Source organism: Planctomicrobium stercoris (assembly GCF_051465655.1).
Classification (GTDB): Bacteria; Planctomycetota; Planctomycetia; order Planctomycetales; family Planctomycetaceae; genus Planctomicrobium.
The window spans coordinates 2,158,764-2,181,216 of sequence record NZ_CP195791.1 but is presented as its reverse complement, the minus strand read 5'-3'; the positions used below and the strand labels follow the sequence as shown (position 1 = coordinate 2,181,216).

The window sequence follows — 22,453 nt, the reverse complement described above, 5'->3', positions numbered from 1 at the left end:
GGGTGTTGCCAGACACCCCAGACCCATCCCTTTGAATCTCACCATAGCACCTATTCCGAAAAGGCAAAAATGTCTTGGACTCCCCAGCGTAAGCCGAAAGCCCTTTCTCACACAGCCCTCGGCATGTTCGAGAAGAACCGCGAGGAATGGTTCCTCAAATACCTCGCCGGCACCCGAACGCCGCGAATTCCGCAGACCGACGCCATGTGCGTGGGGGCGGCGTTTGACGCCTACGTCAAATCCGCCCTGCACCACGACCTGGGATTCAATGATCCTCAGTTCGAGTTGGACGCGATCTTTGAGTCCCAAGTGGAAGAGCAAAATCGGGACTTTGGCCGGAAGGCAGGTCAACATGTCTTTGATTGCTACCAATACTCAGGGGCCTATGCCGACCTGCTGGCCTTGATGCAGCAGTCAACGGAAGAGCCTCGCTTTGAGTTCACGGTCGAAAAGACGATTAACGGGGTGCCGCTGCTGGGCAAGCCCGATCTGCGTTTCCGGCTGCCCGTCTGCGTCGTCGTCGGCGACTGGAAGGTTCGCGGCTATTGCAGCAAGTATTCGCAATCTCCGACCAAGAACTACCGACTTTGCCGGGACGGTCAGGCGGCAGGTAAACCTACCAAGAGCAATGGGGCGGCACATAAGGGCTACGTCCCAATGGATCACCACGGTTTTGAGATCAGCAACCTGTGCCTCTCCGAAGGAAGCACAACCTATGCGGACCAGATGGCTCTGTATGCGTGGTTGCTCGACGAGCCCGTCGGCGACGAGAACGTGGCATTCATGATGGAAGAGATCGTCTGCAAATACGCTGGCGAGTTCCAGCAACCGCTGCTACGGGTTGCTCACCACCGTAATCGAGTCAACGGTCGATACCAGCGGGATTTGATGGACCGCTATCGAGCGTGCTGGGACGCCATTGAGAGCGGCTACGTCTTCAGGGACATGAGCCGCGAGGAGAACGATGAGCGATGCCAGATTCTGGATGCCGCTGCCTCGGCGATGAGTGAAGACGACTGGTTCACTCAGATCACTCGTTCGGAAACGAGGTATTGAGATGTATCGACTCCGACGAGCAACTTGTCGGAACGACCTCGACTACCTCACGGATATCGACAAGAGATCGTTCCAGCGACCGTGGCTGATCGAGCACTGGGAGCAAGCGCTGCGGACCAGTTGGATTCTGGTTGCCACCTACTGGGGAGCCCCGGTCGGTTTTCTGGTTGCCCGCTTCAATTCGATTGAGGCGAGCATCATCAGGTTCGCGGTCAAGCCGAATCACCGACACGCCGGCTTGGCCGGCACGATGATCCAACATCTTGAAGCGGTCAATCACCTCAAGGATGTGACCTGCACAGTCCCTGAGTCCTGGGTCTATGCGGACGACTGCAAGTTGGCACGGTTCTTCAGTCACCAACGATTTCTAGCACGGTCCGTCGTTCGAGACTGCTTTGCCGGTGAAGACGGCGTGTGTTTTGTACAGGAGAAATGGCCATGCCATCAAAGCGCCAACTGATCAGCCAGCATGTCGCCAGAATGAGACGGGAAGTTCGCAAAGCAGTGATCCCCGACCCGTCTGAGCTTCCGGCGAAGTACGAATGGCGAATCGTCATTCCGGACACCCCTGGAACCTGCTTCAACTGCATCGATATCGCGAACACGAAGTCGGAAGTTCGCGCAAAAATCAAGTCTGCCCTCGGGAGTGTTCCGAAAGGCACCATCATCCGAAAGACCGGCCGGGAACCCCGGAAGAAATTCATTCACGACCGTATCAAGGAACTCTATGAGCAATACCAGAATCAATCCGCAGTCACTGGAGAAATTGCAGGGGGCAACAGTGACGACGCAGACGTTGGTGAACCTGTGTCAAGAACTGCTTGAGATGCACCGAATCACCGGGGCGGCCCCGATTGTGAGTCTCGACTACGAGTTGCCGGGTGCCCAGCCCGGGGACTTGGTTCCCACTATCACCATAGGACTGCGATACGCGACAGGTGTTGAGATACATGAGGACAGTTGAAGAACGCTTTTGGTCAAAAGTGGACCGCTCGGGTGGGAAAGATGCTTGCTGGCTGTGGACCGCGTATCGTAATCCGAAAGGATACGGACAATTCGCATGGGCCTCAAAGACAATCATTCTCGCACATCGTGCGGCTTGGCGGATTACATATGGTGATATACCTATTCAGTCGTGTATCTGCCACTTCTGCGATAATCCCAGTTGTGTAAATCCCAATCATCTATGGATTGGGTCTCACATGGATAATGTTAGAGACCGTGATGCCAAAGGACGGCGAAGACCTCCCAGTGGCGAATATAATGGTCAGTGCAAGCTCACCCATGAGCACGTTATCGCCATTTAGAACTCCCCGCAATCTTACCGTCAGTTAAGTCTTCTGTACTCAATCAGCAAATCCCAAGTAGCAAGAATAAAGAAAGGGCAAAGTTGGAATGGTGCATAGACTATACCATGGGGACTGCCGGGAAGTGTTACCACGTCTTGGCTTCTTTGACATGGCCTTTTCAGATGTGCCCGATAATATCGGGCGTGCATACAACGAATACGATGACAATCTCCCTGTTGAGAAGTATCTTGAGTTCTTGGATGGTGTCATTCGCCGACTACTACTGTGTTCAAAGATCGTTTGGGTCAGTTTCAATGCGAGGTGGACCATTCAAATGGGGGAGATAACGGCTGCCATCGTGCGGGAGTCTGGCATTGAGGTGAAGCCCTGTACCCAGGTTTTCACGTTCGGCACACAAATGCAGCATGACTTGAAAAACTGCCACCGACCGCTCTGGCGATTCATGCGACCGGGCACCCCACTCTACCCCGACCAAGCCCGAGAACCATCCTGGCGGCTGCTGAATGGAGATAAACGGGCCGATCCACGCGGCGCAGTGCCCGGAGACGTCTTTGATTTCCCCCGCATAACAGGGAACTCCAAGCAGAAACGCAAGTGGCACAACAATCAGTTACACGAGGGGGTCATAGAACGGTGCGTAAAACTCTGTACACCTGAAGGTGGAAGTGTTGTTGACTCATTCGGAGGCACCGGCACAACGCTGCGCGTCTGTCAGCGTCTGTCTCGATCCTGCACGTTGATCGAATACGACGCCATGTACTGCTCCGAGATTGCAAAAGAGCACGATCTCGAAATTTCTAAAATCGCGTGAGATTCCAGTGAGTCCGACCTGTAGTACACGGGGAGGACAACACATGAACTTCGCTGCTTCGCTCACGCCGATCTTCGATCATCATCACATCCCGCATAGTGACCGGTCCGCGTTGGTCCGGTACTTCAATCGGCCGAATGGCATTCCTCAGAATTTACGAGCGTACTTCCTGTCAAGGAAGTATCACCGGTTCGTGCGGGAATGTCTTGTGGCCATGACCCGCCAGTTTGTGAAGGAATTGAATGGGACCGCTTGATTTCCTGAAAAGGCCGATTGCCGTCGGCAGCACCGTCGTGTACCCGGTCCGCCGGGGAAGCGCAATGTGGTTAAACAGTTTGAAGGTCCAGCAGATCGATGAGACCGGCGATGAGCCCGTTCTGGTCGGCTATTCACCCGCTGGTCGCCGTATTCGCGTGAAGAATACACAGAACTGCATCCTCGTCTGATCTCGGAGTCCGTATGCCCAACCGTGATTACCGGTGCGAAGAGTGCGGCCACGAGTGTGAAGAACTCAGCGCGCGCATCAAACGCACCTGCCCCTCCTGCCACCATAAAACGTTGCAGGTCGTGTTCAAACAATTGCCTGTCTATCACGACAGATATTCCCCCATGCACCCACGGAAAGGTCGCGGTCGAGGATGAGTTTTCTCGGAAAAACATTGGTTGTCGATTGCGGTGAGGCAGGGGCTGAAGAGTTCATCTGTGTTGCCGACCACATCCCAGGCAAGCTCCTGTTAGTCAAGACTCGCGGAATGTATGCCGCATTCATGCCCGTTGAGTGTGATGAATCGCGGGTCGTAGCCGCCGTTGATGCACCAATGTGCGTGCGGCGGGTCATGTTCGATCTCGCGGCAGCACTGACATTTGAGCAAGTCCTTGAAGCCACACCTGCGTTCCGAAAGCAGTGCTATCGAACCATCGACTTGCTCAAGGTCGCTTTCGATCGCACCCATCGCGAAGGACGACGCTTTACCAAACAGTCGGTCGTCACAGTTGGCCCCTCAAATCTTCGAGAGACCTTCATTGTCCTCGAAGACAACGGGGAATTTATGCAAGTGGTCACCGAAGATGGGGCTGTTGTCGAGATCAAACGATCCGACTGGGTCTTTGGCGAAGCGGTTCCCGGAATCCCGGTGCTGGTAGCGGCTGCCGAGAAATTCCCTGACGCTTGGATTCTGCGGGAATACCTGAATCGCTGGAAACAACACACCTGGAATTGAACATGGTCCAAAGACTCATTTGCTTTCTGATCGGGCACATCGTCCCTCGTGTGCAACGCTGCACTCGGGTGGTTTATCTGAAGGGCAAGAGAACCTACACGATGGCGTGCAGGGGCCGATGCGTGAGATGCCAACAGAATCGGGAATGGTGTGAATCATGATCACCGTGAAAGTGAAGGCCGATGAAATCAGAGACCGGCTCTGCATAAGCTGGCCGAGCTTGAAAATAGGCTCAAGGTTCAATTCGAGCGATCGCTGGATGCCAGGGTCCGGGTCGCCAACTGGTGGAGAGGATGGTTCGGGATGCAACCGATCAGCCGTGCCGAAATCCTGACAAATTGGAAAGACGATCCCTACTCGCCCCTGAATGATCCGCTATTCAACTTCTCGTACCAGAAGTATCGCTGCCGGAGGCTGATCCTGGCGGCGGAATCCGCTTCAGATGGGGCGTTGGACCTTAGTATTGACGAATTGGAATTCTTGGATGAGTGCTCGGCTCGCTGACTTATACCACGAATACCTGGAATTGACACGTTGCCCATCTGCTGCCGCTACGATGGTGTTGGCTGCCGTCACGCGAGGGGAGCCCACCGTTGAGATGCTGACGACGAAACAAGCAGCCAAGCGACTGGGCGTCTGCTCTGAGACTGTGCGGACTCTGTGTCGCTCGGGAACGCTTCAAAGCGTCAAAGTGGGGAACACCCGCCGCATTCAGTCGAACCATCTTGACGAATACTTGCGTCAATCCTCATAACCCGATCCTACCCAGGTGTCCTGATTCAAATTCCCGACAGGCTCTTCTTGACCGTGCTATCACCGCAAGGGATAATAGTGTGAGCGAAAGGCAAACCTATGCAACCTGAATTCCTGCGTGGCACATATTTCGAGGTCGAAGGCCCTTCCGGCTGCGACATCGTTCCCATTGGTCAGGTCGAAGGGACATTCCCGGAAACGTTCGACAAAGAAAAGCAACCAGTACCGGACGCTCTCCAACCGTTCTGCGAGAACACGACCTGTTATTCCATCACCAAGCGTTTCGGCTGGTGTGTCCGGATGCAGGAACCGGGCTACCTCGACTCGACAGACTGGTCAGGGTTCCGCACTGAGCGGGAAGCGATTGAGTACGTCCTGGACACATACGGCGACGAGGATGAGTTCGCCCAGGACTGGCAGAAGGAACTGGAGCGGAGGCTGACGAAATGCAAATGACCCGCGAAGGGAACATCGCCTACACGACGCCTCTGTACCTCGGCCGCAGCGTTGATGAGGTTGATCCGATGCTGAATTGTGACCACGAGTTCAAGGACACCTATGAACAACCGAGTCCACATCCCGGCGTCAAAATGTATCTGCAAACGTGCCAGTGTCGAGCGACCCGCGTGAAGCTGGTCGGAGACACCGAAGGCAACCTGCTGAGAGCCCTCCAATGATGAAACCCGTTGAACACTTGCAACTCTCCCCACGGGTCGCGCTGCGACCTGGGGATCAATTCCGAACAACACAGGGGAGCGGGCCACTCTTTGGCGGGAAGCACCACCTCGGCCCATTCTCCACTTTTCGGTTGTTGCAGTTGGAAGCGAACAGGACACGCATCTACGCCACGGCGATGGATGTGAAGAACGGAACGACCCACACGCTGTATGTCAGCGGGCCCAGGTACAAGACCGGCGATACCGTCTTCATTCCTTTTAAGGTGAGGAAGGTGAAATGACCGAGTGGGATCATTATTTCCAAGATGAGCGAGAGTTCCACGAACGGTTCCGTGGATGCCGATGCGATCGCAGCAACTGGCAGGGACCGGGCTGGTATCACATTAAGAGCATCCGGACAAAACCGATATTGGCATGGTTTGCGGATTCTGAGAAGGTTTGATTTTTCCTGTTCTTCAAGGAGGAATCGAGATGGCTTCCCGATTGCTGAGTGACGACCTGTGGAACGAGATTGAACCATTCTTCCCCACGTATGAGTTCTCTCCCAGAGGGGGCCGTCCGCCTGCGGAGAGCCGCACCGTCTTCACCTGCATCCTGTTCGTGCTCAAGACCGGCATTGCCTGGGAAGACTTGCCACTGGAGTTGGGGTGTTCCTACAAGACCTGCTATCGACGTCTCAAGCAGTGGATGGACTCGGGAGTCTTTCAGGACGTTCATCGCCACCTCCTGACGCAACTGAACGCAGCCGGTCGCCTGGAGCTCGCCGACGTGCTCATCGATGCCGGATTGATCAAGGCCCCGCTGGGAGGACAAAAACCGGCCCGAATCCGACAGATCGTGGTCGCTGCGGCAGCAAGTCTCACGTGATGACCACTCGCAATGGAATTCCGCTGGCGAACATCCTGACGGCCGCCAATGTCCATGACCTGAGACAACTGCTGCCGCTGGTGTTTCTGAAGTTTCCCAAGATCGGCGGGAAGCGGGGGCGTCCTCTGGACCGACCCCGAAGCGTGACTGCCGACAAAGGCTACGACTGTCAAACGACACGTGATCTTCTGGGGCTGGCTGGCGTAGAAGCATTCATCCCCAAGCGAGGCGACCTGCAGGACTCGCCGCTGGGAGCCACTCGCTGGCCGATCGAAAGAACGATCAGCTGGCTGAAGCAGTTCCGCAGGTTGCGGATTCGCTGGGATCGACTGGCAGAGGTTTATCAAGCATTCCATGACATCGCCAGTTCACTGATCACTTGGAGATTCCTCACAGCTGAATAGGTTTTGTCCGAAGGCTCTAAGGAATACCAGCAACCATGCCCGCGAGGTTGCTGCTATGACGACGTGGTGGAGACATCGACGCTCTCGGAGCGAATCGATGAACTCCGTGAAGAGATTCGTGGCAAGTGCCATGAACTGGCCAACCTGAAAGCCAAAGCAAAATGAATGACCTGATTGACCGCCTGGAGAAGAACATCCGCAAAGCCATTGATGCCACACCGGGCATCATGGATGTCTCCGAGCGAGATTACTGTGATGCCGTGCTGGATGCCATCGGCACGATTCGCTTTGGCCTGAACATGCGGCTGGAGGAACTGGAAGCCGAATGCTGAATATCCACGAGCCGCTCCTACTGATCGTGATAGCGATTCTGTTGGCCCTACTGAAGTGCCCGATCACCAGATTGGGGCCAGTCCCATCAACCACTGCACAAAAGTACCAGCCCGCGCCATTCCTCGCAGCGCACAGGCCCGTCTTCGGATGGCCATCAGGGTTTGCTTAGCTCCAAAGGCCGCATCGGGGCGGCCCTGTGAGTACAGGCATGGACATTCAAATTGAACACCGGCGACAGGTACGATTCGCAGCCCGTAAAACGAGGTGACATATGCCAACCGATCCCACGCGAAAGAATCCATAGTTCACGGACACGACGCCGACGAAACCCTCGATCAGATGATCGAGGGTTTCATTGATCTCTAAGGAGGTCTTTGGAGAAATTATGAACACGGAAACAGCCACCATCCTTCGCGGTGTCAACGGCAAAGTGCTCGCGGTTGTCGAAGACCCAGAAGACGCCCGACTCTTCGCCGCTGCGTCTGCATTGCAGGATGCCTTGATCGATCTGCGGAAAGCAGCCGAAAGCTTTGATGCAGAACATCCGACAATCCAGAAGGCCGACTTGGCCCTCGACATGGCTGGCCCCAGACGAAATCCGGGGGTGTCGTGAACCATCTACAAGCGCCCACACTCTCCCACATGGTCGATCTGGTGACCGAGTCTTGGCGGATCGAGAACATCCATCTGACGGATGCTTCCGCGCGCCCCATTGCCCGTTATCAGCAGGAATGGATAGGCCGTGAGATAGTGACCGTCGGAGCCCTGGAGCAGGCGGCCTATGACTTCACCAATGGGTATGGGCGGCTGAGGACGTTCTATGGAATGGATGTACGGGTCGGCAACCATCTTCCCCCGCGCGGCGGCCCGGGGATTGAAGCCGACCTGAAGGAACTCTGCAAGCAGGCTCTCGACCTGCATCCCTTTGTCCTGCATCAAGCCTTCGAGTGGCTGCATCCTTTCCTGGATGGAAATGGTCGTGTCGGGAGATTACTGTGGACTTGGGCAATGGTTCAAAGAGGCTGGTCTATTGATCGCAGCTTCCTTCACGAGTGGTACTACCAAAGCCTCGAACATTGGCGACAGGCAGAGGCATCATGTGCGGTCGGTACAACGTCAGACATTGGCTCGACCCCGACGCAGAGCCAGACGAGATGCTGGCACCGAGGGAGTGGCCAGATTTCGAGGCCACCGAAGTTTCCTCGTCGGTGAACAACGCCCGGAACAATTCAATCGAGTGCATCATGCCTTGACAGTGAACGCCCGTTCACTGTACTTCTATGGCCATGATCGGCCACCTTGATGCAGACTGCTTCTACGTTTCAGCGGAGCGAGTTCGTCGCCCCGCGCTGCACCGTCTCGCCGTTGGTGTGCTGGGAAATCAAGGCGCGGCAGTCATTGCCAAGAGCTACGAGATGAAGGCTCGTGGCATCAAGACTGGACAACCCATCTGGGAGGCAAGAAAGCTCTGTCCCGATGGAGTATTCATTAAGCGGGATTTCCAGTGGTACGAGACTCTTTCTCGGCTCATGCTGGAAGCCGTCCAGGCTCAGAGTCCCACGGTCGAATACTACTCGATCGACGAATTTTTCTTTGACGCTGACCGGATCGATCCGCACGCCCTTCAGAACCACATCCTCCAAGCGGTGGGGGTGCCAGTCACAATTGGCATTTCGCGGTCCCGAACACTCGCCAAGCTCGCATCGGATGCGGGGAAGCCGTTCGGCTGCCGTGTCCTGATCGATCCCGAAGATATCGCCAGCTATGTCGAGTCCATCGATATCCAAGAGGTAACGGGGATCGCCAGCCGCTCTGCCGCGAAGCTCGCCCAGTACGGGATCAAAACCGTGGGAGACTTTCGCCGCGCTGACGCCAAGCTCATCAACCGGCTGTTGACCAAAACAGGGGAAGCCCTTTACTGGGAACTCCACGGGCGGCCGCTGACAAAGATCGCCACCCGCAGACCAATGCACAAAGCCATTGCCAGGGGCGGGAGCATTGGCGAGTCCACGGACGATCCCACAATCCATAACGCATGGTTGGTGCGGAACGTCGAACGGCTCATCGAAGCCATGTTCTGGCATCGGTACGCTTGCAACCGGCTGACTGTGACCGTGGCCCACAAGATCGGCGGGCTATCCCGGCAGACCCGCTTGCCGGAATGCACGAACGCCTTCGAGATTTTGCTGCCGGCTGCCAAGCACCTGTTCGCGCTCTGCCCACCGGGAATCATTTCGCACATTCATGTGATCGCCGACGAACTCCAGTTCGTCGGCCAGCATCAGAAATCTCTCTTCACGTCGCAGCCGCGCCTCGATGCCATCAAGCGAATGGTGAATGAGAAACTTGGACGATTCAAAGTTCGCAGCGCGGAGACGTTGCCTCTCACTGAAATCTACACGGACGATGCTCACAACCATGACATATGCGACGTATACGGAAAGACGTGTTTCTAACCCGGCCCTATCATGTTTGGAGTCTCAATTGCCCGCAGGGAGTTCCCCGATGCGCTCATTCAGCGTCACCAACTCGGGAACCGCATTACCCGCCGTCACGCAGAGGCGGAGGAAGAGATTGTCTTCATGGACGTGGCTCGTCCCCGGTTGCTTCCAGTCTGGATGGATGGCCAGTTGCTGGTTTTGCCGTGGAAAGGATGGCGCGAAATCGAGACTCTTCAAGCAGGCGAATGGGGCGGCCATGAAGCAGAGATACCCGCCACGTTCGGCTTTGACGCCGGCGTGTGGTACACGATGCGTGGCATTCGCTGCGCTGTCGTAGCCAGGGCGGTGTACCCGATTCGGCAGCCCTCGACCCACTACTACGAGGTCATGACCCGACAACCTCGGATGCCGCTGTTCGTGGGCGAGACGATCTGACAACGAAAAGACCCAGGCGATTTGCCTGGGTCTTTTCGTTTGGTGTCACTGACACTGTTTGACACCATTCTTTTTTGGTTCTTTGGTTCTTGACCGTCATATTCAGCCAAGGTATATTTGGCAGTGCATGGAAAACACTAGGTTTTCAATTGGCTCAACGGGTCCGTGGTATTGATTGGGAAGCTAACGCTCTGCCAACTGAGCTACACCCGCAAATTGTTTCTAAGAAGCACTTTAAGTACGGACTTCCCGAAAACGGATTGTCTTGCGATCGAAGAGTACAAGAAAATCCCAAGTGTGAGCAAGATCATAGCTCAACTGAGAATTTCTGAGTAGTCATTCCGCTGGTGAATCCCCACGCGAACCGCAAAGGAAATCGGAGTCTGAGCATTTCAGGGGACATTTTAGGCCGTGTCTGGGTGGACGAAATGGTCTCAATCTGCACAATGCCCATGCAACTTCGCATCCACAAACACTGATCCAACTGATTGTCTTAAGGAATCGCTATGCACCTGACTCGTCGTGACGTCCTCAAGCTTGGTACCGGAGCGATTGTCCTCCCAGGATTCGTTTCACTCCGAACGTTGTCCGCTCAAGAGGCTTCCGGGCCTTATGCCGACGCGATTCTGGTCGATGGCGAGCCGCCGTTGCCGGAAGAGGGTTCATTCACGATTGCTGTGCTTCCCGATACCCAGAATTACAGCGAGCACTTCCCCAAGTCCTATCTCGCGCAGACTCAGTGGATTGTCGATCAGAAGGAGCGTCGAAACATTGCCTGCGTCCTTCATCTGGGAGACATCACCAACAGAAGTTCCCGGAAGGAATGGGAGGTCGCCCGGCAGGCGATGCAGCAACTCGATGGTCATGTCCCATACTTCATGGTGCCTGGGAATCATGACTACAGCGAAGGAGGCCTGACGACCGACCGCACGACGCTGCTCAACGAGTACTTTCCTCGCGCCGCTTTCGAAAAGCTTCCGACCTTCGGCGGAACGTACGATGCTGAACCAGACCGCATGGAGAATTCGTATCACGTGGTGACGATCGGCGATCGCAAGCTGCTCGTCCTGGCACTGGAATTCGGTCCAAGAAAGGACGTCGTCCGCTGGGCGAATGACGTCGTGGGGAAACATCCAGACCACGAAGTGATTCTGATCACTCATGCCTACATGTATTACGACGACACCCGCTACGATTGGAAACAGTACGGTCCCGCCCAGCACTGGAATCCGCATTCCTACCCGCTGGCGAAGTCGGGGGACGATGTGATGGATGGCACAGAGCTCTGGAATCAGCTGCTCAGCCGCCATGAGAACTTTATTCTCACGCTCAACGGACATGTTCTCGGCGATGGTCTCGGACGAATGACCAGCCAGACTCCGGGAGGGCGGGATGTCCATCAGATTCTGGTGAACTACCAGATGCGTCCTAATGGCGGAGACGGTTGGCTGCGGCTGCTCGAATTCCGCAAGGACGGCAGCATCGTCCAGACGTATGACTACTCTCCCGTTCTGAAGAAGCGGAACGAATCCCCTCAGAACCAGTTTGAACTCAAACTTTCGCCGGTGAAGGTTTCGTAGTCTGTGCAATGACAGCCAGGGGCAGGGGAGTTGCTGCGAACGTGCGCAGGCAACTCCTGTCCCGGTTTCGCTCGCACCTTATTGAGCCGTCCATCCGCCGTCGATCGTGATGGTCTGTCCGGTCACGTTTCGCGCTAACGGACTCATCAGGTATTCGACAGCGCCTGCGACTTCCTCGACGGTGATGAACGATTTCTTGGGCATCGGCGCGAGCATGATTTTCTCGATCACCTCCTCGACCGGCATTCCGCGGGTTCGCGCCTGATCTGCAATTTGAGCTTCGACCAGCGGAGTCCGCACATAGGCAGGACAGATCACGTTGCTGGTGATGTCACTGGCGGCAGTCTCCAGTGCGAGAACTTTCGAAAGCCCCAGCAACGCATGTTTGGACGCGGTATAAGCCGACTTGAACGGTGACGCCACCAGGCTGTGAATGGATCCGATATGAATCAGGCGGCCGTATCCTCCCTGCTGCATTTTCGGAAGGACAGCCTGCGACATCAGAAACGCCCCTTTGATCATGACGTCGCAGAGGAGGTCCCACTTTTCCGTGGCAAATTCATCGATGCGGGAGACATGCTGCAAGCCGGCGTTATTGATCAGCACGTCGACCGGCAGATCTCCAATCTGAGAGAGACAATTCTTTACGGAGTCCTCGGAGGTCACATCCAGCTGAAAGGAGTTCGCCACTCCTCCGGCAGTCTGGATGAGACGGACCGTTTCCTCCGCAGCTTCACTTCGCAGATCGGTGGCGATGATGCGGTGTCCCTGGGCAGCGAGATACTGTGACAACCCTCGTCCGACGCCGCTCCCTGCTCCTGTAATGAGAATCGAACGTGGAGTATTGATCATTTCGAAGCTCGATATTGTTTGCGAAGTTCACGGCGCATGACCTTGTTGGATGCCGTTCGCGGCAGTGCAGTCACGACGATCACTTCATGAATCTTGAACAGAGGATTGAGGTCCTGGGAAATCGCCTTCTGCATGGCCGTTTGCAGTTCTGCGGGATCTCTGGAACCAGAAGGGTTCACCACAGCGTAGATAACCAGCAGGCTGGGGCCTCCCTGATCGGCGATGGCAATGGCGGCCGTTTCCAGCACTCCGGGAACCGTCTGGAGGACCCGTTCAATCTCAGCGGAGCTGACTTTAATTCCGCCGAGATTCATCGTGTCGTCAGCGCGGCCTTGAGCCTGCCAGTAACCGCCGGCCAGCTCCTGTACCTGATCCCCATGCCGCCGGAGAAGCGTCCCGCCCGGACCTGGAGGGGTCTCGGCGAAATAGATCTGATGGTGATCTGCGTTCAGCAGCGTAATCGAATTCCCGATGGAGGGGGGAATCAGGAACAGCTCCCCTTGCTCGGCAGGCTTCCCATTCTCATCGAGGATCACAAAGTCCCAGCCGAGAATGGGAGTATTGAACGTCGATGCAATGATCGGGCGGGCGATCGTCTGCCCCAGGTAGCTGCCGCCGATCTCCGTGCCGCCGCAGTATTCAATCACCGGCTTCCCACCGGCAAACTTCATCAGCCACCGCATGTCGTCGGCATTGGAGCACTCGCCCGTCGAGCTGAAGAGCTTGATCGAACTCCAGTCGAGTCCCGTCATGCACTCGGTGTTTCGCCACGTCTTGACGATACTGGGAATCACTCCCAGCACAGTTGCCTTGGCATTCTGAACGAACTCGCCAAATTCCCGCCCGGTCGGGGCTCCGGAGTAGATGCCCATGGTCGCCCGGTTCATCAGGCTGGCGAAGATCAGCCACGGGCCCATCATCCAGCCCAGATTCGTCGGCCAGACGACAATGTCGCCTGGCTGAACGTCCTGATGAAAGTGAGCGTCAGCCGCGCACTTGATGGGGGTTGTCTGGTTCCAGGGAATCGCCTTCGGTTCGCCCGTCGTCCCGGAGGAGAAGAGGATGTTTGTCGCGACGTTGGGGGCGGTGGCGACTGGGTCAAACGGCTCGGCCGGTCGAAGAAAATCGGACCATGAGAGATCCTGCTCCCGAAGTTCCACAGTCAGTTGCTGCTGCGCCGGCAGGACGATGGCAACCGGAGCACCCGCTTCCACGGCATTGACATACAGCGGGAACGTCTTCGCACCTCGCAACAGTACATCCTGCGTGAAAACCGCCTTTGCGCTGGAGATTCGCAACCGCGTCGCGATCTCCGGAACGCGGAAGCTGTCCGCAATCCCGACGACAACGCACCCGACCTTGATGATCCCCAGATAGATGGCCACAGCTTCGGCCGTCATCGGCATGAGAATGGCCAGTGCATCCCCCGCCTGAAAACCGCAGCGTTTCAGATTCGACGCCACCAGACCGGAAAGCTGATCCAGCTCCCCGTAAGTCATCTTCTGAATCGCTCCCCCTTGAACCTGATGAATGATGGCGATGGTTTCCGGAGGAGCATTGAAACAGCTCTCCGCGATGTTCAGTTTCGCTCCGGCGAGCCAGTTCGGATGTTCACTTCCACGACTGAGATCAAGCAGCTGTTGAAAGGGTTGCCGGAACCGAACTCCGATTCGCTCCAGCACCAGTTTCCAGTAGTCCTCACGGTGCTCGACAGTCCAGGCATGGACCTCCGCGTAAGACTGAGTGCCCAGATGCTGCATTAGCCAGCCGATGTTGGATGCCTGGATCTGCTCAGGACGAGGAGTCCAGTCCGGCGTCTGAAAGGTCGGAAATTCGTTTAACGAAGTGCGCACAGGGAACTCTCCCGGAACTCGTCAGCAAGTTGAAAGAAGTGGGTGACAACGTCCGACCCGAGGAATTTACGGGCGTTCCACCACCACCGCGCCCCCCATCCCTCCTCCGGCACACAGCGTCGCCAGACCCCGTTGTGGTCGATGATTCGCCAGATGCACGAGGAGCCGGGCACCGCTGGCTCCGAGCGGATGTCCGAGCGAAATCGCACCGCCGTGCGGATTGACCTTCGCTTCATCCAGATGGAGCTCACGCACGCATCCCAGCGACTGCGCGGCGAACGCTTCGTTCAGTTCAATGACGTCGTAATCGTCAACCGGTCTGCCAATCTTTCGAACTGCATGCACCGGTCCCAGTCCCATGACTGCCGGATCACAACCGACAAGGGCCGTCTCACGAATGATCATCATCGGTTCCAGTTTCAACTTCTCGCCTGTCTCTGCATCGCAGAGCAGCAGCATGGCTGCCCCGTCATTGAGTCCCGATGCATTTCCGGCGGTGACGGTCCCTGTCGGACTGAAGGAGGGTTTCAGCTTCGCGAGACCTTCCAGAGTAGAATCAGGCCGAGGCTGTTCATCGGTCGTGATGCCGTCAACGGGAACAATTTCGTTCTCAAAATGTCCCGCCTGCAGTGCGGCTGCATATCGCTGCTGGCTGGCGAGGGCAAACTGATCCTGAGCTTCCCGGGAGATCTGATACCGCTCGGCAACCCGTTCTGCAGTGAGAGCCATGTGCTCCTGCCCGGTGGGGTCGGTGAGGCCATCGGAGATCAGGGAGTCCACAAGTTCTGCATTTCCGAACTTCAGGCCGGTGCGAATCCGGTTCACAAGATAAGGAGCCCGTGACATGGACTCGGTTCCGCCACACAGGACCAGACGGGATGTGCCTGTCTGAATCGCCTGCGCGCCGAGCATCACCGCCTGCAGCCCGGAAAGGCACATCATGTTCACCGTGAAGGCAGGGGTCGTGATCGGAAGCCCGAGGTGCAGTCCGATCTGCCGGGAGATATTCATCCCCAGCCCGGCCCCAAGCACGTTCCCGACGATCACGCTGTCCACGAGTGCGGGATCAACGTTCCCCAGCGCCCCACGTCCGGCAGCGACCGCCAGTTCAACCGCGGTGCGACGAGACAGGGCTCCCAGAAATTTCCCTTGCGGGGTCCGCTTGGCCCCGACAATCCAGATAGGTTTTGACATGATGATCCGAACGAGTGGACAAGAGAAAGGACTGCCCGGTCTGAAGGGCAGCCATCAAGGCGAATGTCGCGGCGGTCTCCATCGCGCGACTGGGCGAAAGTTCGTCACGAACGACGTTCGCGCCGCATTCGTCCGAATTGACCCGTGTTTCCTGTGAAGATACACTGTTTCCTGTGAACGAACATATCATTGGAATCAACATTCGTCAATTGCGTACCGCAGCCGGAATCACCCTCACGGCTCTGGCTCAGAAAGCGGATTTGACGAAATCGACGCTCTCGAAAATCGAGACTGGTCAGGTCTCCGCCCCGATCTCCACGTTCATCCGCATTTCCGATGCACTGGGAGTCCGGCTGACCGACATCTTCGTTGAATCCAAGTCCGACCCGCCCTATGTGCTCACCCGCAAAGGGAAGGGGAAGGTGATCACCCGCGACGGCTCGAAGTTCGGGTATGCCTACGAAGCGCTTGGACTGGAGATCAGCCGCAAACAGTTCGAGCCGTTTCTCCTCACGGTTCACCCCGGCGATGACGGCCCCACATTCCGGCATCCCGGTCAGGAGTTCATCTATATGCTCAGCGGCAAAATCGAATTCACCGTCGGTGAGGACGTGTTGACGCTGCGGCCGGGCGATTCCCTGTTGTTCGATCCGATGCAGGATCACCAGGTAAAAGTGATTGGAAACGTGCCCGCTCGTTTTCTGGCGATCTTCGCCCAGGCAAACACCCCTTGAACAGACTTTCTCCCAGAGAAGAATCAAAAATGAGTGAAACCGTGTTTATTGCCGGGGCCGGACAGATGGGGCAGGGGATTGCCCAAGTCATCGCCTGCGCGGGACTGAAGGTCACCCTCTTCGACGTCACCCAATCCGCACTGCAGGCTGCCCTCGAACGGGTGAAGTGGTCGGTCGAGAAGCTGCACGTCAAAGGCCGCATCACAGAAATCCCTGAAGTCATCACATCACGCATCACCTTGACCACGACGCTGGACTCGGCTCAGGGATCAGACCTGGTGATTGAAGCTGCCCCGGAAAAAGAATCACTCAAACGGGAATTGTTCTCGCAGCTGGATCAGATCATTCCCCAGCATGTTCCGTTCACCTCGAACACATCAGCCATTCCGATCTCGGCGCTGGCATCAGCCACCAGTCGGCCCGAGCGATTCTGCGGACTGCACTTCTTCAATCCTGTTCCAATGATGTCACTGGTGGAAGTCGTCCGGGGCTCGAAGACCAGTGACGAGACCATCGCACAGGTCATGCAGTTCGCGGAACAGATCGGCAAACAGCCGGTTCTGGTTCAAGGAGATCAGGCTGGCTTCATCGTGAACCGCATTCTTGGTGCAGCCATGATGGAAGCAATCCGGATCCTTGAAGCGGGACAGGCCAGTGCTGTCGATATCGATAAGGCGATGCGACTGGGATGCGGATGGAAGATGGGGCCGCTGGAGACTGCGGATCTGGCAGGTCTGGATGTCGTCATGCACATGTGCGACATCATGCAGGTCGGTAACACCGATCAGGTGTTTGCCCCGCCAGCGACGCTGCGGGAACTGGTCAACTCCGGACACCTGGGACGGAAAACTGGAAACGGATTTTATTCACATTCTTCGGAATAGTCGTGGTTTTGATTTCAGGAATTCGTGGACGCCGAGAAACACGGAGTCGGCAAATTTGGATTTGCTCTGGACTCTTGTCTCTCGACCCACACCTTCACCAACTTCCCCTTGAGATCTGACTGAAAGAGTGATAGGGTAGATGGTTGGTCTGGCAATTGCCTGAAACGTTAAGGAGTATGAGATGGCGTCAACACGTGCACCGGCCGTGGCGGAAATTCTGTGGGAACTGAAACGATTCGACAAGGTCGCAAAATACAGTGCGATCGCGGAGCGGGCAGGTTTCAGCGCCGGTGCCAATGGTCGCGCCATGGTCACCTGCCTGACAACAATTCAAAAGGAATGGCCGCACCTGCAGGCCTGGCGGGCCATCCGTGACGACGGCACCGTTCAATCGAACAGCGAGCAGTCTCGCGAACTCGCCCAGTGGGGCGCCACGCTGTCACCGGATTCCGAAGACGGACGGATGAGCGTCCTGATCGACGAAGCCCGCGTCATGATCTGGGAAGACGCACCCGCAGCCGCCAAGCCGGCTCTCGCTGCCGTTTCCGAGGAAGAATAATCCGCTTGCAGACTTCGACCATCGGCCCATCGCAGAAAATTTCTCGCTGCGAACGCCTGAAGACTGGATGTCACTGACGTTTTCGTCAATCATGCAGTTCGCGTGATGAACAAGCTTCAGTAATGCCCAACGGGATGATCAGGTTCGATGGCGAAGGATTTTCTGCAGGGAGTCAAGGATCACTACGACGTCATTGTCATCGGCTCGGGTCTGGCCGGTCTGACAGGGGCGAACGTTCTTGCCAAACAGGGCTATTCCGTTCTCCTGCTGGAACACCATTACCAGCTGGGAGGAATGGCCACCTGGTTCAAGCGTAAAGGTGGACACATCTTTGACATCTCCCTGCACGGGTTTCCCGTCGGGATGATCAAGAGCTGTCGGAAGTACTGGACAGCGGAGATCGCGGAAAGCATCGTTCAGCTCAAAGGGGTTCGGTTTGAGAACCCCCAGTTCTCTCTGCGGACCTCTTTCACGCGGGAAGATTTCACCCGCATCATCACCGAGAAATTCCAGATCCCGCACGCCACGGTCGATGAGTTCTTCACCACCGCCCGGCAGATGAATTTCTTCGATGATCAGCAGATCACCACCCGGCAACTGTTCGAGCGGTTTTTCCCCGGCCGCAGCGACGTGGTCCGGCTGCTGATGGAGCCCATCACCTACGCCAACGGTTCCACCCTCGAAGATCCAGCCATCACTTACGGGATCGTCTTCAGCAACTTTATGAGCAAAGGGGTTTACACCTTCCAGGGTGGGACCGACCTGCTCATCAAGAAGATGAAAGAAGAACTGGACCGCAACGGTGTGGACGTGCGCATCCGAACACTCGTCGACAAGATCGAAGTCGACCATCAGCGTCAGGCACGGGCCGTCCATGTCAATGGACGAAGAATCTCCTGCCGGGCTGTTCTTTCGAACTCCAATATCAAGTCGACTCTTCTGAATCTGGTGGGTGAAGAACATCTGGATCCAGACTATGTCGAAGAAGCCCGGGCCGTACGTCTGAACAATTCCAGCTGTCAGGTCTATATCGGACTCAAACCGGGCGAAGGCTTCCCGGACTGCGGCGATCTTCTGTTCCACTCCGAGCATGAAGGCTTTGATATCGAAGCGATGCTCTCGATGAACGTCAGCAGTCGCACGTTCTCCTTCTACTACCCGGAGACCCGTCCCGGATCCAATCGCTGGTTGATCGTCTCTTCCACGAATGCCAACTACAAAGACTGGGCTGAACTCTCTCAGGAACAGTACGAACTCGAAAAGCAGAAACTCTGCGATTCGACCATCGACTGCCTGGAGAAGTACATCCCGGATATTCGAGAGAAGATCGACTGGCTGGAAGCCTCCACACCCCGGACATTCCAGCACTACACCAAGCATCTTCAAGGAGCCAGCTTCGGGACGAAGTTCGAAGGGCTCAAAGTCTCGCAGGAAATGCCCGAACATATCCCGGGCCTGTTCCACGCAGGATCCGTCGGAATCATCATGTCCGGCTGGCTGGGAGCGGTGAATTACGGGGTGATTGTCGCGAATGAGATGGACAAGTACCTGACAGCGAAAACAGCTGTGATCTGAGCAGGATTCCGGTTGAAACGTGGTGACTCACCACGGAGCCACTGAGACACGGAGTCAACGCGACGAGCTCCTTAAGATCTCTGACACATTGATTCTGGCGTCTAGATCAGTTTGGTCTATCATGTGCAGACGATTCAGGATTTTCACCGCATGAAAGTCCATATTATCGCCTGCGGAACGTAATAGATTATTGTCAAAACTGCTCTAGCTGACGGGGGCAAGGACACCAACAAATCCTCTCTTCAATCCCTCCGTGTCACCGTGTCTCCGTGGTGAATCCCAACTCCACACAGACGGATCAAAGCCGCTCAGTCTTTCTTCTTCGTTCGACCTTCGCTTTTCCGCTGCTTGTTGACCGTCCGGGCTGCGATTTCCTCAGCCCGATCTTTAGATCGGCCCTGATCGGTCTCGCTCTTCTTGACGTGTTCGTACTGACGCTCGTCTTTGTCGCTCCATGCTTTAGGCATTGGAATCTCCCTGCATCTTCTGAGTCTCGAAACATTCCTCCCGCCGGTTGTTGTATCGAGCAAATCAGGGGCCAGCGCCGCGATTTTCCGGGTCACATTTCGAATGTCGGCCCTGAGTGGATTGTGACAGTTTGATGAAGAGGTAGAATTTTGGCTCCGGGGCAATTCCTCATTGACCCCGGTGAAGTCCCGTATCCCCCAGACTAAGCCATTCATGGATCCGCAGCTCCTCGTACTGATCTTCCTGCTGGCAGGCATGGCGCTCATCGTGGCGGAGCTCTTTGTTCCGTCCGGCGGAGTCATCGCTGTGATGTGTGCCTGCTGCTTCCTCATCTCCGGTTATTACGCCTATCAGGCGTGGTACGTGAACTACCCGGTTTACTGGTGGCTGTACATCGGAGCTGTCGTCATCATCATTCCAGCGACCATCATCGGCGCGTTTCAGCTTCTCACGCGAACCCCGCTGGGGAACCGAGTCCTGATGGAGGCCCCCACACTTGAAGAAGTCACCCCGTATCAGGCCGAACAAGCTCATCTTGAAAGTCTGATCGGCCAGCGGGGAAGAGCACTGAACCTGATGACCCCGGGCGGAATGGTTCTCGTGAACGGAGAACGTCTGCACGCCACCGGGGACGGACTCATGATCGAAGCCAACAGCCCGATCGAAGTCGTCGCTGTCCGGGGAACACGGGTTGTCGTGCGGCAGGTGGCTGAGGAACGCGATACAGATCTCGAACCGCCCGAGCGGGAAGCCTCCGGCAAAGCGGACCCGCTGGACCCGTGGCTGTCAGACGACGACCGCGACGCGTGATGCTGCTGAATTGACCACGGAGTCACGGAGTTTTTCAATCGCGAATAGGGCGAATGATGCGAATGAAAATTTGGGCCTGGGTCATCGAAACTTGAACCGATCTTTGGGCCGGTTCCCCCTGTGTCAGTTCAATGCCGTGTCTGACTCACAGATGACTCACTCAGCGCATTCGCCTGATCCGCGTGATTCGCGGTTCCTTTTTCTCTCCGTGCCTCCGCGACTCCGTGGTGAACTTCTCAGTCCGCTCAAAAGAATGAGCGTCTCAGTCACGCGCGGCGGCTCGCAGCATGCTGTCCCAGTCCACATGCGAGGTCTTCTCCACCTGTGCCGGGGAGAGGAACACGCGGACCCGCTTGACCCAGTCATCGAACTGCGTCGTCGCGAGCGCCTCAACCACGGGTGAGACCGAGCGCAGCGGGCGGTAGAGATTCTGCTTGGGGAAATAAACGTCGATGGCGAACTCGACTTCCCGGTGCGGAGGAGGAGCATCGATCAGCAGATCCGTTTGGCTCAACTGCAGTCTGTACTCCGCATTCAGCAGAGAGACCAGACGATTCGAAATCTGGACCACGTCAGCGTACGGTCGGCCGGCGATCCGCTGATAGATGTCCTGCGACTGATCGTGGCTGTATTCCGCCATCTGCTTGTACAGGTTGCGTTTCAACCCGAACACCCCGTCCAGCAACTGCTGACACGAAGTTCCTTCTGCGACAGCCCGCAGCTGGGCCACCATCTCCGCATCGGTGAAACTGAACAGGGCCTGCAGGTCCAGCTGTTCATGCAGTTCATAAAAACCGCGGGCGAACATGCTGGTGGAGGCCCTCACAGCATGATGCCAGTAGACTTCGCTGAACATGACATAACGGGCAAAGACCATCAGTTCCGCAGCCGTTTTCCCTTTGACGGTGATCGCCAGGCCGTCACCCGCTTCGTTGAGCACCAGCGACTGGATCAGTCGTTGCCGGTCGAAGTTTCTTCCGTAGGGAACACCGCAGTGCAGGCTGTCCCGGTCCAGATAGTCCATCTTGTCGACGTCGATCGGGCCGGAGAGGATCGACCGCAACAGCTTCATGCGGGGAGTTCGGGTCTTCGGAACCAGAACATCAAGGACATCTTTCGGTTCCAGCTTCCATTGTTCTCGAAGGACCGCAGCCATCTCGGTTCCGTCCGCCAGATAACGGGCGGCATACGCTTCGTGCGGCGGCAGATCCTTCAGTCCGAGATCTTCAATCGGATGACAGAAGGGCCAGTGCCCCAGGTCATGCAATAGCGACGCCACGATCAACAGCTCGACAGACTGCGGATCAACCTGCTCGCGAAACCGCGCATCTTTGATCAGCTGCTGCAGGTATCGCAGGGCGTTGTGATACACCCCCAGTGCATGTTCGAAGCGGGTATGCTGAGCGCCGGGATAAACTTTCGACACCAAACCCAGCTGACTGATGTGCGAGAGGCGTTGAAACTCCTCTGTATCGACGAGAGCCCGGACCCGGGCTGTGAACGGAACGTTCAATTCCGACGGGACGCGAATCAGAGAACGTCCGCTCTGGAGATCGGATAGCTCGGGAATGGAATCGTACACAGAACGGACTGGGGTCTAGGGATGAGTGTCTAGGGCATTTCGAAATTACGTTCAG

At 56.3% G+C, this 22,453-nt stretch carries 30 protein-coding genes and 1 pseudogene; 26 read left to right on the top strand and 5 right to left on the bottom strand.

Features of this window, described 5'->3' with window-relative positions:
* Positions 1-69 precede the first annotated feature (69 nt).
* The 21 genes from SH661x_RS09020 (at position 70) to SH661x_RS08920 (ending at position 11,887) form a co-directional block, all read left to right on the top strand.
* Positions 70-1,056, top strand: coding sequence for a hypothetical protein (locus SH661x_RS09020; protein WP_437230142.1), 987 nt, complete (start codon positions 70-72; stop codon positions 1,054-1,056).
* Position 1,057: 1 nt separating this feature from the next.
* Positions 1,058-1,516 carry a GNAT family N-acetyltransferase gene (locus SH661x_RS09015; protein ID WP_437230140.1) on the top strand — a complete coding sequence of 153 codons (459 nt, stop codon included), beginning with the start codon at positions 1,058-1,060 and terminating at the stop codon, positions 1,514-1,516.
* The gene (locus SH661x_RS09010; protein ID WP_437230138.1) at positions 1,495-1,881 is read left to right on the top strand and encodes a hypothetical protein; all 387 of its coding nucleotides are present in this window, start codon (positions 1,495-1,497) and stop codon (positions 1,879-1,881) included. Before SH661x_RS09015 ends, SH661x_RS09010 begins: the two co-directional genes overlap by 22 nt.
* Before the next feature lie 125 nt (positions 1,882-2,006).
* Positions 2,007-2,363, top strand: coding sequence for an HNH endonuclease signature motif containing protein (locus SH661x_RS09005; RefSeq protein ID WP_437230136.1), 357 nt, complete (start codon positions 2,007-2,009; stop codon positions 2,361-2,363).
* A gap of 124 nt (positions 2,364-2,487) precedes the next feature.
* Positions 2,488-3,177 (top strand): site-specific DNA-methyltransferase, encoded by a 690-nt coding sequence (locus SH661x_RS09000; RefSeq protein ID WP_437230134.1) that lies wholly within the window; start codon positions 2,488-2,490, stop codon positions 3,175-3,177.
* A gap of 43 nt (positions 3,178-3,220) precedes the next feature.
* Entirely contained in the window at positions 3,221-3,433 is a 213-nt protein-coding gene (locus tag SH661x_RS08995; protein WP_437230132.1) for a hypothetical protein, read from the top strand.
* Complete coding sequence (locus SH661x_RS08990; protein WP_437230130.1) at positions 3,420-3,623, top strand: hypothetical protein; 204 nt, start codon at positions 3,420-3,422, stop codon at positions 3,621-3,623. Before SH661x_RS08995 ends, SH661x_RS08990 begins: the two co-directional genes overlap by 14 nt.
* A 13-nt stretch (positions 3,624-3,636) precedes the next feature.
* Positions 3,637-3,819, top strand: a complete 183-nt coding sequence (locus SH661x_RS08985) for an FmdB family zinc ribbon protein (protein WP_437230128.1) — start codon at positions 3,637-3,639, stop codon at positions 3,817-3,819.
* Positions 3,816-4,397, top strand: a complete 582-nt coding sequence (locus SH661x_RS08980; protein WP_437230126.1) for a hypothetical protein — start codon at positions 3,816-3,818, stop codon at positions 4,395-4,397. The genes SH661x_RS08985 and SH661x_RS08980 overlap by 4 nt, the downstream gene beginning before the upstream one ends.
* A 484-nt stretch (positions 4,398-4,881) precedes the next feature.
* Entirely contained in the window at positions 4,882-5,151 is a 270-nt protein-coding gene (locus SH661x_RS08975; protein ID WP_437230124.1) for a helix-turn-helix domain-containing protein, read from the top strand.
* Positions 5,152-5,249: 98 nt separating this feature from the next.
* Positions 5,250-5,606 carry a hypothetical protein gene (locus SH661x_RS08970; RefSeq protein WP_437230122.1) on the top strand — a complete coding sequence of 119 codons (357 nt, stop codon included), beginning with the start codon at positions 5,250-5,252 and terminating at the stop codon, positions 5,604-5,606.
* Complete coding sequence (locus tag SH661x_RS08965) at positions 5,597-5,827, top strand: hypothetical protein (RefSeq protein WP_437230120.1); 231 nt, start codon at positions 5,597-5,599, stop codon at positions 5,825-5,827. Before SH661x_RS08970 ends, SH661x_RS08965 begins: the two co-directional genes overlap by 10 nt.
* Positions 5,824-6,108, top strand: coding sequence for a hypothetical protein (locus SH661x_RS08960; protein ID WP_437230118.1), 285 nt, complete (start codon positions 5,824-5,826; stop codon positions 6,106-6,108). Before SH661x_RS08965 ends, SH661x_RS08960 begins: the two co-directional genes overlap by 4 nt.
* Before the next feature lie 190 nt (positions 6,109-6,298).
* Positions 6,299-7,098, top strand: a protein-coding gene (locus SH661x_RS08955; RefSeq protein WP_437230116.1) for an IS5 family transposase whose coding sequence is annotated in 2 segments (ribosomal slippage) — positions 6,299-6,638 and positions 6,638-7,098 — 801 coding nt in all. Because the reading frame shifts where the segments join, the coding sequence is not laid out codon by codon here.
* Positions 7,099-7,101: 3 nt separating this feature from the next.
* Positions 7,102-7,263, top strand: coding sequence for a hypothetical protein (locus SH661x_RS08950; protein ID WP_437230114.1), 162 nt, complete (start codon positions 7,102-7,104; stop codon positions 7,261-7,263).
* Complete coding sequence (locus SH661x_RS08945) at positions 7,260-7,430, top strand: hypothetical protein (RefSeq protein WP_437230112.1); 171 nt, start codon at positions 7,260-7,262, stop codon at positions 7,428-7,430. The genes SH661x_RS08950 and SH661x_RS08945 overlap by 4 nt, the downstream gene beginning before the upstream one ends.
* Before the next feature lie 386 nt (positions 7,431-7,816).
* Positions 7,817-8,044, top strand: a complete 228-nt coding sequence (locus SH661x_RS08940) for a hypothetical protein (protein WP_437230110.1) — start codon at positions 7,817-7,819, stop codon at positions 8,042-8,044.
* Positions 8,041-8,643: a Fic family protein gene (locus SH661x_RS08935; RefSeq protein WP_437230108.1), complete on the top strand. Its 603-nt coding sequence runs from the start codon at positions 8,041-8,043 to the stop codon at positions 8,641-8,643. The genes SH661x_RS08940 and SH661x_RS08935 overlap by 4 nt, the downstream gene beginning before the upstream one ends.
* Before the next feature lie 74 nt (positions 8,644-8,717).
* The gene (locus SH661x_RS08930; RefSeq protein WP_437230106.1) at positions 8,718-9,887 is read left to right on the top strand and encodes a DNA polymerase Y family protein; all 1,170 of its coding nucleotides are present in this window, start codon (positions 8,718-8,720) and stop codon (positions 9,885-9,887) included.
* A gap of 12 nt (positions 9,888-9,899) precedes the next feature.
* Positions 9,900-10,307 carry a hypothetical protein gene (locus tag SH661x_RS08925; RefSeq protein ID WP_437230104.1) on the top strand — a complete coding sequence of 136 codons (408 nt, stop codon included), beginning with the start codon at positions 9,900-9,902 and terminating at the stop codon, positions 10,305-10,307.
* Between the two features lie 506 nt (positions 10,308-10,813).
* Entirely contained in the window at positions 10,814-11,887 is a 1,074-nt protein-coding gene (locus SH661x_RS08920) for a metallophosphoesterase (RefSeq protein WP_437230102.1), read from the top strand.
* Between the two features lie 78 nt (positions 11,888-11,965).
* On the opposite strand, the gene SH661x_RS08915 is transcribed toward SH661x_RS08920, so the two are convergent.
* The 3 genes from SH661x_RS08915 to SH661x_RS08905 form a co-directional block, all read right to left on the bottom strand.
* Positions 11,966-12,739, bottom strand: coding sequence for a 3-hydroxybutyrate dehydrogenase (locus tag SH661x_RS08915; protein WP_437230100.1), 774 nt, complete (start codon positions 12,737-12,739; stop codon positions 11,966-11,968).
* Positions 12,736-14,592, bottom strand: a complete 1,857-nt coding sequence (locus SH661x_RS08910) for an AMP-binding protein (protein ID WP_437230098.1) — start codon at positions 14,590-14,592, stop codon at positions 12,736-12,738. The genes SH661x_RS08915 and SH661x_RS08910 overlap by 4 nt, the downstream gene beginning before the upstream one ends.
* Positions 14,593-14,658: 66 nt before the next feature.
* Positions 14,659-15,786 (bottom strand): thiolase family protein, encoded by a 1,128-nt coding sequence (locus SH661x_RS08905; protein ID WP_437230096.1) that lies wholly within the window; start codon positions 15,784-15,786, stop codon positions 14,659-14,661.
* Positions 15,787-15,959: 173 nt separating this feature from the next.
* On the opposite strand from SH661x_RS08905, the gene SH661x_RS08900 reads away from it, so the two are divergent.
* The 4 genes from SH661x_RS08900 (at position 15,960) to SH661x_RS08885 (ending at position 19,538) form a co-directional block, all read left to right on the top strand.
* Complete coding sequence (locus tag SH661x_RS08900) at positions 15,960-16,520, top strand: helix-turn-helix domain-containing protein (RefSeq protein ID WP_437230094.1); 561 nt, start codon at positions 15,960-15,962, stop codon at positions 16,518-16,520.
* 29 nt (positions 16,521-16,549) lie between these two features.
* Positions 16,550-17,404, top strand: a complete 855-nt coding sequence (locus SH661x_RS08895; RefSeq protein ID WP_437230092.1) for a 3-hydroxyacyl-CoA dehydrogenase family protein — start codon at positions 16,550-16,552, stop codon at positions 17,402-17,404.
* A 181-nt stretch (positions 17,405-17,585) separates the two neighbouring features.
* Entirely contained in the window at positions 17,586-17,963 is a 378-nt protein-coding gene (locus SH661x_RS08890) for a hypothetical protein (protein ID WP_437230090.1), read from the top strand.
* A gap of 147 nt (positions 17,964-18,110) precedes the next feature.
* The gene (locus SH661x_RS08885; protein WP_437230088.1) at positions 18,111-19,538 is read left to right on the top strand and encodes a phytoene desaturase family protein; all 1,428 of its coding nucleotides are present in this window, start codon (positions 18,111-18,113) and stop codon (positions 19,536-19,538) included.
* A 314-nt stretch (positions 19,539-19,852) separates the two neighbouring features.
* Here SH661x_RS08885 and SH661x_RS08880 read toward each other — a convergent pair.
* A pseudogene (locus SH661x_RS08880) lies at positions 19,853-20,005 on the bottom strand (addiction module toxin RelE); the annotation flags it as partial.
* 214 nt (positions 20,006-20,219) lie between these two features.
* On the opposite strand from SH661x_RS08880, the gene SH661x_RS08875 reads away from it, so the two are divergent.
* The gene (locus SH661x_RS08875; RefSeq protein ID WP_437230086.1) at positions 20,220-20,816 is read left to right on the top strand and encodes an NfeD family protein; all 597 of its coding nucleotides are present in this window, start codon (positions 20,220-20,222) and stop codon (positions 20,814-20,816) included.
* A gap of 262 nt (positions 20,817-21,078) precedes the next feature.
* On the opposite strand, the gene SH661x_RS08870 is transcribed toward SH661x_RS08875, so the two are convergent.
* A complete protein-coding gene (locus SH661x_RS08870; RefSeq protein WP_437230084.1) occupies positions 21,079-22,398 on the bottom strand; it encodes an HD domain-containing protein in 1,320 nt (439 codons plus the stop codon).
* Positions 22,399-22,453 lie beyond the last annotated feature (55 nt).